We start from the raw sequence: 13659 nt of genomic DNA on the forward strand, positions 1-13659 counted from the left end.
CGCCCGGCGCTGCCCTGCGCCCGCTAAAGGCTGCTCAGATCTGGGCGACCCAATGCAACGCGTCGTCCAGTTCGCTGTTGCCGAACAGCTTGAACTGCGTGGGCATGGCAAAGCCGAACATGCTGGACATCACGCGTACCCAGCCCACGTCGGTAACCAGGGCGGTGCGCTCCCAGCCGGAAATGTGACGAAAGCCGAGCTTGACGTCGTCCCACATCGCGCCGGGCGCAAAGCCAACAAAGTCCTCGCCCAGGTGGATCAGGATGCGTAGCCGGCGGTTGAGGGCGAAGGCCGCCTCGATATCGGGCACCATCACGCTTTCATAGTCGCTGGCGGTGACCATACCGTGCATGCGGAAGCCAAGGATGCCGGCGGGAAGGCTGGGAATCTGTTCGATCATGATGGCGCTCCTGCATGCTCGCTGCCCGGCTCTATCCAAGCGCCATTTGCGCCGCCGCACAAGCGCCGGAGTGTGAACGGGCACGGTACCGGCCGGGAAAGCGGATCAGGCCGGCTCGATGTGACGCAGCAGCAGGCGCGGCGATTCACGCCCTTGCCAGTCGTTGATGGTCAGCTCGTAGGCCGCGCGCAGCATGGCGGGCGGCGGCTGGCCGTGGTAGCCGTTGAACATCACCGCATCGTGTAGCGTATCGTCGCGCGGATCGCGCAGGCTCAGGCGCAGATGACGCTCGCCCATCGGGCGCCAGCTGAAGCATTCGAAGCGGTTGTCGAACACCGGCTCGGGAAACGCCTGCCCCCACGGGCCGGCAAAACGCAGGGTGCGTGCCAGGTCCAGGGTGAACATGCCGGCGGGCAGCTCGCCATCGGTGTAGAGCACGGCCTGAAGTTGTTCCTCGTTCAACCATTCGCGCGCCACCGCGTCGAACGCGGCGGCAAAACGCGCATAGCCGGCCGCCTTGAGGCTGAGCCCGGCGGCCATCGCATGGCCGCCGAAGCGCTCGATCAGGCCGGGATGGCGCGCATCGACGGCGGCCAGCGCGTCGCGTACGTGGAATCCGGCGATGGAGCGCGCGGAGCCACGCAACAGCTCGGGCTCATCCTCGCTTGCCGGGGCGAACGCGATCACCGGACGATGCAAGCGCTCCTTCAACTTGGACGCCACCAGGCCTACCACGCCGGCATGCCAGCCCGGCTCGAACAGGCAGACGCCGACCGATTGCGTATCGATGCCCGCGGCACCGGCGACCATCGCTTCGGCCTCGGCCACCATCGTCGCCTGCAGGTCGCGCCGTTCCTGGTTGATCGAGCTTAGCTGCTCGGCGTAACGGCGCGCCTGCAACAGATCGTCCGTGAGCAGGCTTTCCACGCCCAGGCGCATGTCTTCCAGGCGGCCGGCGGCATTCAGGCGTGGACCGACCGCATAACCGAGGTCGCTGGTGCACAGCGCCCAGACGCTGCGCTGGCTCGCTTCGATCAAGGCGGTAATCCCCGCGCAGGCGCGCTGGCTGCGTATGCGCTTCATGCCCGCTTCGACCAGCACGCGGTTGTTGAAATCCAGCGGCACCAGATCGGCGACCGTACCCAGCGCCACCAGATCCAGCAGCGTGGACAGATCCGGCTCCGCGTCCGCCGCAAAGCGTCCCTGCTCTCTCAAATGTGCGCGCAGCGCCAGCAGCACGTAAAACATCACACCCACGCCGGCCAGCGCCTTGCTGGGAAAACCGTCGCCGTGCACGTTGGGATTGACGATGGCGTCGGCCGCCGGCAACCGCTCGCCGGGCAAGTGATGATCGGTCACGATCACGCGCATGCCGCGTGCCTGCGCCGCCGCCACGCCGGCCACGCTGGCGATGCCGTTGTCGACGGTGACGACCAGTTGCGCGTGTGCGGGCAGCGAAGCGACCAGTTCCGGGGTGAGGCCGTAACCGTGCACGAAACGGTTAGGCACCACGTAATCCACACGGCGCGCGCCGAGCATGCGCAAGCCGCGCACGGCCACGGCGGTGCCGGTGGCACCATCGCAGTCGTAATCGCCGGCGATGATGATCGATGCATCGTCGGCCAGCGCCTGCCCCAGCAGCGCCACGGCCTCGCGCATGCCGCCCAGTTGCCGCGGCGGCAACAGGCGCGTCAGGCGATGCTCGGCGTGCTCAGGCCCAAACACGCCCCGTGCGGCGTAGACGCGCTGCAAGATGGCCGGTACCGCGTCGCTCCATCCAGCCGGCTCGCCCAGCAACGGCCGCCGTTGCAAGCGAATGCTGCTCATGGCGCGTTTCGCCGCCACAAACGCAGGCGATGCCAGGGACGATGCAGCCAGCGTTCGCCGCTGGCGAAAGCCAGCATGACCTGTTTTCGGCTGCACAAAGCCTGCAGCGACGGCAGCCACTGCCGCGCCACGTCGTCGGCGCTCTGATCCTGCAGGTCGACCAGCCAGCCCGCCTCGACCGTCGCGATCGACGGCGCGCTGCGATGCTGCATGGCGATCCCCGCACGACGCGCCAGCGCGAGCAACAGCAAGTCTTCGCCAATGACGCCTTCGAGCGTGGCCGTAACGTTAGAAGGCAACGCACCACCGCCCCAGAACCACACGCTGTTGATGGGCGGCAAGCCGCGCAGGCGCCGTTCGGCATTGACCGGATGCTGGTGCAACACCACTTGCGCGTCGTTGAACAGCGCCCGCCAGCGGCGTGCATGCAATCCGTGCGGAAGATGTTCGTAGAGATCTTCGCCCAGTGCCTGCTCCGGCGCTGCGAAGTCGGGCAGCGTGTCCGACGAGGGAAGACGAAGGTGCCAGCGATCCGGCGCGGAAACCTCCAGGCTCATGTCGGCTTCGGCGAAGATCGGTTTCAAGGGCTCGGCAAGCGAGCGCGCTTCATCCATGCTCAACGGCAGCTGGCCGCAGGCGAGCAAGCGTGCGCCGCTGAGGTCGGGCTGCACCCAGGCCGGATCGGCACTAAGCCATGCGGCGGCTTGCGCCGCATCACCGGCCAGATGATCGCGCGTGAGCGCCGCCGCGGGTAGCCCATGGCCGCAGTCGAAGTACGCGGCCAGGCCGCCCAGATAACCTTTTGCGCCCTCACCCATGCGATCGGCACGACCCAGCAACGCACGCAGGGGGTGCGAGGGCTCGAAACGCTGCAAATGGGGCAGCCAGCACTCCACGTGTCGCATCGACATATCCGCCATGGCTCAGGCTTCGAGCTGTTCGTACAGTTCAAGCCACTCCGCTTCCAGCGTTTCTTTCTCCTTGCGCAATTGGGTCTGGCGCAGACCAAGCTTCATCAGTTCCGCGGTGGAGCCGTTGTAGGTTTGCGGATCGGCCAGTTTCTGTTCGAGCGCGGTGAGATCCTGATCGATCGCCGCCACGCGCGCTTCGATTTTTTTCACGCGCTGACGCGCGGCTTTTTCGTTTTCGCGCTGGGCCGCCGCGGCGCGGCGCCGATCCGCCGCCGATTCGACCGGCACGGCCTGGGCGCTGACGTTTTTCTTCGGCGCATTGCCGCGCGCGCGTAGCCAGCGCGCATAATCGTCGAGATCGCCGTCGAACAGTTCGGCGTTGCCGTCGGCGACACGCCAGAAACTATCGCAGACCATACCCAGCAGATGGCGATCGTGCGAGACCAGCACCAGCGCGCCATCGAAATCGGCCAGCGCGTCGGCCAGCGCTTCGCGCATGTCCAAGTCCAGATGGTTGGTCGGTTCGTCAAGCAACAGCAGGTTTGGCTTGTCCCATGCAATCAGCGCGAGTGCAAGGCGCGCCCGCTCGCCGCCGGAAAAACCATCCACCGATTCAAACGCGCGGTCGCCGGCGAAATTCCAGCCGCCGAGAAAATCGCGCAGCATCTGTGCGGCGACGCCGGGCGCCTTGTCCTGCAGATGATCGAAGGGGCTGGCGCCTTCGCGCAGGCTTTCCACCGTGTGCTGCGCGAAGTAGCCAATTTTCAGGTCCTTGTGCGCCTTGCGCTCGCCCCCCAGCGGCGGGAGTTCGCCGACCAAGGTTTTCACCAGCGTGGATTTGCCCGCGCCGTTGGGCCCAAGCAGGCCGATGCGCTCGCCCGCCTCCAGGCGGAAACGGACGTCCTGAAGAATGGTGGCGGGCGGTTGCCCGGCCTCGCCCGCATAACCGGCGGCAACGTCTTCCAACTGCAGCATCGAATCGGGCAGGCGATCGGGTACCGCGAACTGGAAGTGGAAGGCCCGTTCCGCCCGCACCGCTTCGGTGCCGGCCATCTTTTCCAGCCGCTTCATGCGCGACTGCGCCTGCTTGGCCTTGCTGGCCTTGGCCTTGAAACGATCGATGAAAGATTGCAGGTGCGCACGCTCGGCCTGCTCGCGTTCATGGGCGATCTGCTGCAGGCGCAGTTGCTCGGCGCGTTGCAGTTCGAATGCGCTGTAGTTGCCGGCGTAAAGCTTGGCCCGGCCCTCGTTGAGGTGCAGCGTGTGAGTGATGACGCCGTCGAGGAATTCACGATCGTGCGAAATCACCAGCAGCGTGCCCTGGTAGCGACGCAGCCATTCTTCCAGCCACAGCACGGCATCGAGGTCGAGGTGGTTGGTGGGCTCGTCCAGCAGCAGCAATTCGGATGGCGCCATCAGCGCGCGCGCAAGGTTCAGGCGCACACGCCAGCCGCCGGAAAACTCGCACACGGCGCGCTCGTGGGTGTCGGCGCTGAAGCCCAGCCCGTGCAGCAAGCGGCCGGCCCGCGCCCGGGCGTCGTAGCCGTGCAGTTCCTCGATGCGATGATGCGCGCGCGCCATCGCCTCGGTGTCGCCGCGCGCCTGGGCGTCGAATTCGTCGCGCAGCGCCGTGGCCAGCTCGACGTCGCCGCCCATCACGTATTCGATGGCGGGATCCGGCAGCGCGGGGGTTTCCTGGGCCACCGAGGCCAGGCGCAGCCTGGCGGGCAGGTCCAGCTCGCCGCTGTCGGCCTCCAAGTGCCCTTGCAGGGCCGCGAACAGGCTCGATTTGCCGCAGCCGTTGCGGCCGACCACGCCCAGGCGCCAGCCGGACTGGATGACCAGGTCGATGTCCGAAAGCAGCAACCGGCTGCCGCGGCGCAGGGCGAAATGGCGAAACGCGATCATGGGTACTCGATGAAGATCCGGGGGGCCAGCGCCCGCAGCCGTGCATGATAGCGGCCAAGGCGCGCCCACGCCGAATGGCGCGGCGTCACATCTGCCCGTTTTGCTCGTGGCATGGCGCAAACAGTTCTGCTACAACGACGCGTCAACGCTTTACGCGGAGAGGGGACCCATGTTCAAGCACCGTACCAACCTGCCCTTGCTGGCCGCCATCGTGGTCGGCGCCGGCCTCGTCGCGGCCCAGGCCGCCCACGCCCAGGAAACCTTGACCCAGCGCGTGCAGGACGAAAAAAGCATGCATCTGCCGGCGCGCGGCTTGTCCATGGCGCAAGTGGAGAAGGCATACGGCGAGCCGCTGCGCAAGCTGTCTCCCCGTGGCGGCGATTCGTCCAGGCATCCCACGATCAACCGTTGGGAATATTCCAACTTCATCGTCTATTTCGAAAACACCCACGTGATCCACTCGGTGCTCAACACGCCGGCCGGCAATAACCGGAATCCCGCCGCGGTGAACTGATCGGCGGCGGCGCGGGGCGAGGGGGCGGCAGCTTCGCACCCGCCCCGTTACGGCCGGCTGCATCGCGATCTCGCTACTCGCCGCCCGCCCCTGCCTGTAAACTTGCGCATCTGTCGCGCCCGGCCCTGTTCCGGGCGCTTTCCCCCTGCGCGAGCGTCGTTCTCATGACCGATTCCAACTTGCGCCTGCCGGCCGAATGGGAGCCGCAGGCCGCCGTTCTGATTGCCTGGCCGCACGCCGGCACCGACTGGGCCGAACGGCTCGATGCGGTGGAATCCACGTACGTGGCGCTGGCCGCGGCGGTGACCCGCTTTGAGCCGTTGATCATCGTGGTGGCCGACGAAGCCCTTGAAGGTCACGTCGTTGCCAAACTGCAGCAAGCCGAGGCGGATCTCAAGCGCATCCGCTTCGTGCAACTGCCCTATGACGACACCTGGCTGCGCGATTCCGGCCCGATCACCCTGCGCGATGGCGACCGCTTCCAGCTCACCGATTTCCGCTTCACCGGCTGGGGCGGCAAGTTCGGCGCCGAGCAGGACGATGCCCTGATCGGCGGCCTGGTCGAAGCGGGCGTTTTCGGCAACGCCACGCACGAGCGCATCGACTGGGCGCTGGAAGGTGGCGGCATCGAGAGTGACGGCCAGGGTACCGTCCTCACCACCTGGCGCTGCCTGGTGCAGCGTCATCCGGAGCAGTCGCGCGATGAAATGAGCGCGATCCTGCGCAGGAGCCTGCACGCCGAACGCGTGTTGTGGCTCGACTACGGCTACCTCGAAGGCGACGACACGGACGCGCACATCGACACGCTGGCGCGTTTCGCGCCCGGTGACCGCATCGTGTTCCAGGCCTGCGGCGACCCCACCGACGCACACCATGACGAACTGCACCGCATGGGCGACGAACTGGCCGCGCTGCGCAACGCCCAGGGCAATCCTTACACGCTGTATCCGCTGCCGTGGGCACAGCCGGTCATGGATGAAGGTCGTCGCCTGGCGGCGTCTTACGCAAACTATCTGATCGTCAACGATGCGGTGCTGGTGCCCGCCTATGGCGATCGCGCCGATGACGTGGCCTCCCGCATCATCGGCCAGGCCCATCCTGGGCGCACGGTGGTGCAGGTGCCCTGCCGTCCGCTGATCTGGCAGAACGGCAGCCTGCATTGCATCACCATGCAATTGCCTGCCGGCCTTATCTAGGGATGCCCTGATCCACGCTTCGCCGGTGGCCCTGTGGCCTGCGAACAGACAGAGCCGGTGACACCTGCGAAGCATGGATCAGAGCATCCCTAAACATCCATTCAACACCCGTCCATTAAAATGGGACGGTTTTGCAGTCGTCAGGACATACTCATGATCCGCAAGCTTCTCAAAGTGGCTCTGTTGCAGGAAACCCACCGCGGCAGCCGCGATGCCAATCTCGACGCGATCGAAACCGGCCTGCGCGAGGCGGCCAAGACCGGCGCGGAACTGGTTCTGCTGCAGGAATTGCACAACGGGCCCTACTTCTGCCAGCACGAATCGGTAAACGAGTTCGATCTGGCCGAAAGCATCCCCGGCCACAGCACGGCGCGCATCGGCGCGCTGGCCCAGGAGCTGAAGCTGGTGGTGGTGGCATCCCTGTTCGAGAAGCGTGCGGCCGGCCTGTACCACAACACGGCGGTGGTGTTCGATCGCTCCGCCAGCATCGCGGGCAAGTATCGCAAAATGCATATCCCCGACGATCCGGCGTTCTACGAGAAGTTTTATTTCACGCCGGGGGACCTGGGTTTCGAACCCATCGATACGTCGGTCGGCCGGCTGGGCGTGCTGGTGTGCTGGGACCAGTGGTATCCGGAAGCGGCGCGACTGATGGCGCTGGCCGGCGCGGAGCTGTTGCTGTATCCCACCGCCATCGGCTGGGATCCGAATGACACGCAGGATGAAAAAAATCGCCAGCGCGATGCCTGGATCACCGTGCAGCGCGGCCACGCGGTCGCCAATGGCGTGCCGCTGCTGTCCTGCAACCGCACCGGCTATGAGGCCGATCCGGCGGGCGTGGGCGCGGGCATCCAGTTCTGGGGCAGCAGCTTCGTGGCCGGACCGCAAGGCGAATTCCTCGCCCAGGCCGGCACGGACGGCGGCCAGTTGCTCGTGGTCGAGATCGACATGGCGCGCAGCGAGCACGTGCGCCGCATCTGGCCGTTCCTGCGCGACCGCCGCATCGACGCCTACGGCGATCTTTTGCGTCGTTTTCGCGATTAATTGACATCGGGGACCCGGGCCGGTCCTCGGATTCACGTTTCAGCTTGCACTGTTGGCGGCTAATCCCCATGCTGGCTATCGTCCCTTCCCTCTTTCCCCAATCCATCGCATGAGCGTTACCGAAACCGATCCCCTCGTCCTGTCGGATCTGCACGACCAACCGATCGAACGCGTGCAGCGCGACGGCGTGGAGTACGTAGTGCTGGGAACGGCGCACGTATCGCGCAGCAGCGTGGAGGCCGTACAGACCTTGCTGGCCCGCGAGTCGTTCGATGCCGTGGCGGTGGAACTGTGCGAAAGCCGCGCCCAGGGCATGCGCGATCCGGAAGCGTTCAAGCAGATGGATCTGTTTCGCGTGATCCGTCAGGGCAAGGCCGGCATGGTTGCGGCCAGCCTGGTGCTATCCACGTTCCAGAAGCGGCTGGCCGATCAATACGGCATCCAGCCGGGCGCCGAGATGAAAGCGGCGATGGATGGCGCCGATCAACGGCACGTCCCCGTGTGGCTGATCGATCGCGAAGTGGGCACCACGCTCAAGCGCGCCTGGCACAGCGTGGGCTTCTGGCAGCGTTTCGGGCTGCTCGGTGGGTTGCTCGCCAGCGTGTTCGAGCGCGAGACGATCGACGAAAAGGAAATCGAGAAACTCAAGCAAGGCGACATGCTCGAAAGTGCGTTCAGCGAATTTGCCAGCGAATCCGAACCGCTTTACCGCAGCCTGATTGCCGAGCGCGATGCCTTCATGGCCGCGCGCCTGCGCGAGGAAGCGGCCAAGTCGGCGAGCACCGAGCCGCGCAAGGTGCTGGTGGTGATCGGCGCCGGCCACTTGAAAGGCATGTGCGAGAATCTGCGCACGCAAGCGGCCGATCCGGCCGCCACCGCGGCGACGCTTGCGCAAACGCCACCGAAGTCACAGTGGCCCAAGTGGCTGGCGATCGGGCTGGTGCTGCTGGTGTTCGTGGCGATCGGTTATGCGTTTCATCGCAACACCGCGCTGGGTGCGCAGGCGCTGCGCGACTGGGTGCTTTATACCGGCGGTTTCTCGGTACTCGGTGCCTTGATTGCGCGTGCGCACCCGCTGAGCGTGCTGGCCGCGTTCGTCGCCGCACCGATCAAACCGTTCCGGCCGGGTATTCCTTCCGGCGGCATCAGCGCGATGGTCGAAGCGTGGGTGCGGCGTCCGCGCGTGGCCGATTTTGAAAGCCTGCGCGAGGACATCGTGCATTGGAGCGGCTGGTGGACCAACCGCGTCGCGCGCACGCTGCTCAATTTTTTCCTGGTCAGCCTGGGCACGATCGTGGGCGAATACGCCGCCGGCATCCACATCCTCAAGAGCTTGTTCTAAGGGTCAGGCAAGCCCCGCCGCGGTGTCGGCACCCGGACGGGGAGCGGCCTTTTGTCACACTCCCCCGCCCCTTCCCCGCCCATTGTGACGCCTCCCGAGCAGCCTCTATACTCGGTTGAGTTGCACGCATCCGCTGGAATCGTGGGGATCCTCTTGATGACTCGATTGCAATCGTTCGGCGTGGCCGCCGCTGCCTTGATGCTTTTGGCGAACGCCGCCCATGCCACTGGCGACAAAGCCAATGGCCGCACACTGGTCTACACCTGCAATGGCTGCCACGGCATACCGGGCACCTACAATGCCTATCCGCAGTATCCGGTGCCGAAAATCGCCGGCCAGAACGAGCAGTACATCATCAGCGCGCTGCACGAATACAAATCGGGCGATCGCACGCATCCGACCATGATGGCCCAGGCGCAAAGCCTCTCCGACCAGGAGATCGAGGACATCGCCGCCTATCTTTCCAGCATCGCTGCAAAGTAATCAGCCAAGGATTCCCCCTGCATGAAACGTGCGCTTACGCTGCTTTCGTTCGGTATTGCCCTTGCGCTGGCTTCGGCCCCCTTGCTGGCTAGCGGCAACGCGGAAAACGGCAAGGCCAAGGCTGCCGCCTGCATCGCCTGCCACGGCGCCGACGGCAATGCGGTCGATCCGCAATATCCGCGCCTGGCCGGTCAGTACTACGGGTACATCAAGGAAGCCTTGCACGAATACAAGGACGGTCGCCGCAACAATCCCATCATGAAGGGTTTTGCCAGCACGCTGTCCGATCAGGATATCGAGGACATCGCCGCTTATTTCTCTTCGATGCCGTCGAAACTGGATACGCTCAAGGGGCATATCCAGGGCGACTGAAACCTGAGGCTGCGCCATCCATAAAAAAGCCCGCCCATTGGATTGCGGGCTTTTTTTGTGCCTGCGCGCAGGATCAGCCCATCGCCGACTGCCCTTCCTTCTTGCGGTAATACGGATTGTTGCCGCCGGCATGGTCGGTGGCATCACGCACCGCGGTAATTTCCGGCACGCGTTCGCGCAAGGTCTTCTCCACGCCATGCTTGAGCGTGACATCGACCATGCCGCAACCGTGGCAACCGCCGCCGAATTGCAGTAGCACCACGCCGTCGGCGTCGACCTCGAGCAGGCTGACGCGGCCACCGTGCGCGGCGATGCGCGGATTCACTTCGGCTTCGAGCACATAGCGCACGCGCTCGACCAGGCCCGCTTCCATGCCCGGCAATGCGCCCTTGATCTTCGGCGCGCGGATGTTCAACTGCCCACCGGTCTGGCTGGGTTCGAAGTCGATGTTGGCGCCTTCCAGCCAGGGCGCGCTATCGCCTTCGACATGGAAATCGAAACCCCTGCATTCGACCGTCCATTCGTTGCCGGTAAGCTCCTGCGGCTCGCAGAATTCCAGCTCGCAATCGGCGGCGGGCGTGCCGGCCGCGATGACGCGCACGCGGATGCCGAGCCCTTCGATGCCTTGCTGGGAAAGAAGGCGCAGGAAATGCTGCTGCGCGCGTTCGGAAATCTCGATCATGCCTGCTCCGCAACTGCCATCGGTGCCCGATTGGACGGGCCATACAGCACCATTTTAGTCCTGTTTAATCCAAAAATGTCCGACGGCGGTTTTTTCGCGTACAGTTTCGGCGCTTTGCCGCTTCAATCCCAGGAGATCGCCATGACCGCCCTTCCGCTTGCCGCCCAACACTGCCAACCCCGCAAGGGCAAGGAACACGCGCTGGACGAAGCGGCCGTCGCGGCGCTGCTGCCGCTGGTGCACGGGTGGAAACTCACCGAGCAACGCGATGCGCTGGTGAAGGATTTCCGTTTCGAAAATTTCCATCACACGCTTGGCTTTATCAATGCCGTCGGCTTCATGGCCAATCATGAAGACCACCACCCCGATATCGAGGCGGGCTACGGCCATTGCAAGCTGCACTGGTCCACTCACGATGTGGGCGGTTTGTCGCTGAACGACTTCATCTGCGCCGCGCGCGTCGACGCCCTGCTCGCCCGTTGAACCAGGCCAAGCGCGCGCAAGCGAGGTGGCCCTACGCAGGCTATGCGTTGGCTGCCATCATCGTCTATCTCGCGCTAGGCTGGCTGGCGGCACGCATCACCGCCGCGCACTTGTTGAATCAGGCGCAGTGGCAGCTGGCGCGTGTGGAGCATCACGAACCGCTGTGGGAATGGCGTCTGCGCAAGCCGCGCGACCTGATCGCAAGCCGCGCTTTCGGCAACGCCAAGGTGACCGGCGGCGAGGATGCGCTGGACATCACCAGCCTAGACGGCACGCCGTTCGAACTCGGCCTGCCGATTGCATGGTCGTTGGACCTGGCGCACTGGCCGGTGCTTCAGCTGCAATTGCAAAGCAGTGCGGCGGGTACGCTCGGGCTGGTCTGGCAAGGCCCCGGCCGTGCGCCCGCATGCCTTGCCGCGGCTGCCGGCTCGCTGACGCCCGACACCCGAACCCTGCGCATCGATTTGCGCGACCTGGTATGGCATTCGGCGGGCGATGGTTCCTGCCCGGCACCCGGCGTCGCGCAGCTGTTGCGCTTGCGTGTGCAGATACCGCGCAACGCGACGCTGCGCCTGAGCGCGGCGTCCCTGATGGCAACCCAGGCACTGCCGCCGCTGGCCGATACCCGCATCGATCTGCCGGCGCACGCCAACAGCGATGAACTAGCGCGTGCCACGGCGCCAGCCCAAGACTGGGCCATGCCCTTGTTCCGCCTGCCCGCGGGCATCGGCGCCGAAGCCATGCTGCGCCTGCGCGACCCACTGCGCGAGCGTTGGCCGGCGGCCTTGATCGTGCCGGCTGGCGCTACGCCGCAAGCGGCACCCCAGCACTCGTACCGAGCGCTGACGTGGCTCGCCTGCGTTCTTTACCTGGCGGCCCTGGCGTGGCTGCAGTGGAAACCGCTGCGGGGCCGGCTGCGACCCTGGCTTGAGATAGCCGGCTGCCTGCTCGGGCCGCTCTGGCTGGTGGCCGGCCTCCATTGGGGCTTGTATCCCACGCCGCTAGGGGTGACGGCATTCGCCGGCGGACTGGCCTTCGCCCTGATGATCGAGCGCCGCCACCTGCCGCGCCTGTGGCAATGGCCCCAAACCCGCGGCACATGGTTATGGCCGATGGCAGCCATGCCGGCCACATGCCTGCTGATCGCGCTTTATGGCCACGCCCCGCACGCGTTGCCATTCGGGCACGTGGTGGCTTACTTCGGCTGGGCGTGGCTGCAGCAATGGCTAATGCTGGTGGTGTTGCTGCGGCGCTTCGAACGGGCGCTGCCGCGACCGGAATGGGCCATGCTGGCGGTCGCCACCGTGTTCGGGCTGTTCCACACGCCCAATGGGCTGGTGATGCAACTGTGCTTCGCGGGCGAACTTTGGTGGGTGTGGTGTTTCCGGCGCTCGCGCTCGGTATTGCCCATCGCCCTGGCGCACGCGGTGTGCGCCTTGCTGATCGAATCGGCCCTGATCGGCGGTTGGCTGCGTTCGCTGGAAGTCAGCGCCCGCTTCTTCCTCTAGTCGCGGCAAGCGCATCGAGGAAGCTTTTAAGTTCTTCCGGCAATGGGGCCGAGAAGCCGTAGGCGCGCCCGTCCAGCTCGAAGGACATGTGTGAGGCATGCAGAAACAGCCGGTTGAGCCCAAGCTCGCGAAAACGCTTGTTGGCCTCGCGCTCCCCATACTTGCTGTCGCCGGCCAGCGGATGGCCGATATGGGCGGCATGCACGCGGATCTGGTGTGTACGGCCCGTGCCCAAGGTGGCCTGCATGAGCCGCGCACCGGGGTACTGCTCCATCTCCCGGAAGAAGGTCAGCGAGGGCTTGCCGCTTTCCGCGACCCGCACCATGCGCTCGCCGCCCTGCAGGATGGACTTCTGCAGGGGCGCGTTGACGTCGAAACGGGCCTTGGACGGATGTCCCACCATCAGGCACAGGTACTGCTTGGTGACCTCGCCGGCACGAATCGCCGCCTGCAGGCCGGTCAACCCGGCCCGGGTGCGGGCGAAGACCAGTACGCCGCTGGTATCGCGATCCAGCCGGTGAACCAGCTCCAGATGTTCTTTCGGACGTGCCTGCCTGAGTAGTTCGATCGCCCCGTGACTGACCCCGCTGCCGCCGTGGCTGGCCATGCCCGACGGTTTGTCGATCACCAGGAAATGCTTGTCTTCGAAAATCACCGCCTCGGCCGCCGCCGCGATGGCTCCCTGGGAGGCCCCCTGCTCGGCCGGCCGCTCGGCCACCCTCACTGGCGGAATGCGCAGCGTATCGCCCTGGCTGAGACGCGTATCCGGCTTGGCGCGCTTGCCGTTCACACGCACCTGTCCGGTGCGCAACAGTCGGTAAATCATGCTCTTGGGCACGCCTTTGAGCAGGGTCATCAGCGCGTTGTCGATGCGCTGCCCGTCTCGTTCCGGACCGATCTCGACTTGACGCACCCCGTGAGGAAGAGCAGGGGAAGTTACCGTCTGCATTGAAAAAAACCTGGGTAGAGAGGATACTCGCACAGCGCTT

The 13659-nt window shown here is 65.5% G+C and carries 14 protein-coding genes; 8 read left to right on the forward strand and 6 right to left on the reverse strand.

The window, feature by feature from the left end; genetic code table 11:
- Positions 1 to 34 precede the first annotated feature (34 nt).
- The 4 genes from VME63_RS11310 to VME63_RS11325 all read right to left on the reverse strand — a co-directional run bounded on the left by VME63_RS11310 (position 35) and on the right by VME63_RS11325 (position 5046).
- A complete protein-coding gene (locus tag VME63_RS11310) occupies positions 35 to 400 on the reverse strand; it encodes an STAS/SEC14 domain-containing protein (RefSeq protein ID WP_325433316.1) in 366 nt (121 codons plus the stop codon).
- Between the two features lie 105 nt (positions 401 to 505).
- Positions 506 to 2227 carry a single-stranded-DNA-specific exonuclease RecJ gene (gene recJ, locus VME63_RS11315; RefSeq protein WP_325433318.1) on the reverse strand — a complete coding sequence of 574 codons (1722 nt, stop codon included), beginning with the start codon at positions 2225 to 2227 and terminating at the stop codon, positions 506 to 508.
- Positions 2224 to 3147: a phosphoglycerate mutase gene (locus VME63_RS11320; protein WP_325433320.1), complete on the reverse strand. Its 924-nt coding sequence runs from the start codon at positions 3145 to 3147 to the stop codon at positions 2224 to 2226. Before VME63_RS11320 ends, recJ begins: the two co-directional genes overlap by 4 nt.
- 3 nt (positions 3148 to 3150) lie before the next feature.
- A complete protein-coding gene (locus tag VME63_RS11325) occupies positions 3151 to 5046 on the reverse strand; it encodes an ABC-F family ATP-binding cassette domain-containing protein (protein ID WP_325433321.1) in 1896 nt (631 codons plus the stop codon).
- A gap of 169 nt (positions 5047 to 5215) precedes the next feature.
- Here VME63_RS11325 and VME63_RS11330 point away from each other — a divergent pair, with 169 nt between their 5' ends.
- From VME63_RS11330 to VME63_RS11355, 6 genes are all read left to right on the forward strand, one after another.
- On the forward strand, positions 5216 to 5560 hold the full coding sequence (locus VME63_RS11330) for a hypothetical protein (protein ID WP_325433324.1): 345 nt from the start codon (positions 5216 to 5218) through the stop codon (positions 5558 to 5560).
- Between the two features lie 164 nt (positions 5561 to 5724).
- Positions 5725 to 6756, forward strand: coding sequence for an agmatine deiminase family protein (locus VME63_RS11335; protein WP_325433326.1), 1032 nt, complete (start codon positions 5725 to 5727; stop codon positions 6754 to 6756).
- Positions 6757 to 6909: 153 nt separating this feature from the next.
- Positions 6910 to 7800 (forward strand): carbon-nitrogen hydrolase, encoded by an 891-nt coding sequence (locus VME63_RS11340; RefSeq protein WP_325433328.1) that lies wholly within the window; start codon positions 6910 to 6912, stop codon positions 7798 to 7800.
- Between the two features lie 109 nt (positions 7801 to 7909).
- Positions 7910 to 9142 (forward strand): TraB/GumN family protein, encoded by a 1233-nt coding sequence (locus tag VME63_RS11345; protein WP_325433330.1) that lies wholly within the window; start codon positions 7910 to 7912, stop codon positions 9140 to 9142.
- A gap of 156 nt (positions 9143 to 9298) precedes the next feature.
- On the forward strand, positions 9299 to 9625 hold the full coding sequence (locus VME63_RS11350) for a cytochrome c (RefSeq protein ID WP_325433332.1): 327 nt from the start codon (positions 9299 to 9301) through the stop codon (positions 9623 to 9625).
- A gap of 21 nt (positions 9626 to 9646) precedes the next feature.
- Entirely contained in the window at positions 9647 to 9997 is a 351-nt protein-coding gene (locus tag VME63_RS11355; RefSeq protein ID WP_325433334.1) for a cytochrome c, read from the forward strand.
- 73 nt (positions 9998 to 10070) lie between these two features.
- Here the strand turns inward: VME63_RS11355 and VME63_RS11360 are convergent, their stop codons facing one another.
- The gene (locus VME63_RS11360) at positions 10071 to 10679 is read right to left on the reverse strand and encodes an NfuA family Fe-S biogenesis protein (RefSeq protein WP_325433336.1); all 609 of its coding nucleotides are present in this window, start codon (positions 10677 to 10679) and stop codon (positions 10071 to 10073) included.
- Positions 10680 to 10820: 141 nt separating this feature from the next.
- Here VME63_RS11360 and VME63_RS11365 point away from each other — a divergent pair, with 141 nt between their 5' ends.
- Together VME63_RS11365 and VME63_RS11370 are read left to right on the forward strand one after the other, a co-directional pair.
- Positions 10821 to 11162, forward strand: a complete 342-nt coding sequence (locus VME63_RS11365) for a 4a-hydroxytetrahydrobiopterin dehydratase (protein ID WP_325433383.1) — start codon at positions 10821 to 10823, stop codon at positions 11160 to 11162.
- Positions 11163 to 11209: 47 nt separating this feature from the next.
- The gene (locus tag VME63_RS11370; RefSeq protein ID WP_325433338.1) at positions 11210 to 12670 is read left to right on the forward strand and encodes a CPBP family intramembrane glutamic endopeptidase; all 1461 of its coding nucleotides are present in this window, start codon (positions 11210 to 11212) and stop codon (positions 12668 to 12670) included.
- On the opposite strand, the gene VME63_RS11375 is transcribed toward VME63_RS11370, so the two are convergent.
- The gene (locus VME63_RS11375; RefSeq protein ID WP_414648246.1) at positions 12648 to 13619 is read right to left on the reverse strand and encodes an RluA family pseudouridine synthase; all 972 of its coding nucleotides are present in this window, start codon (positions 13617 to 13619) and stop codon (positions 12648 to 12650) included. The genes VME63_RS11370 and VME63_RS11375 overlap by 23 nt on opposite strands.
- Between the last annotated feature and the right edge of the window lie 40 nt (positions 13620 to 13659).

The organism is Dyella sp. (genome assembly GCF_035503745.1).
Classification (GTDB): domain Bacteria; phylum Pseudomonadota; class Gammaproteobacteria; order Xanthomonadales; family Rhodanobacteraceae; genus Dyella_B.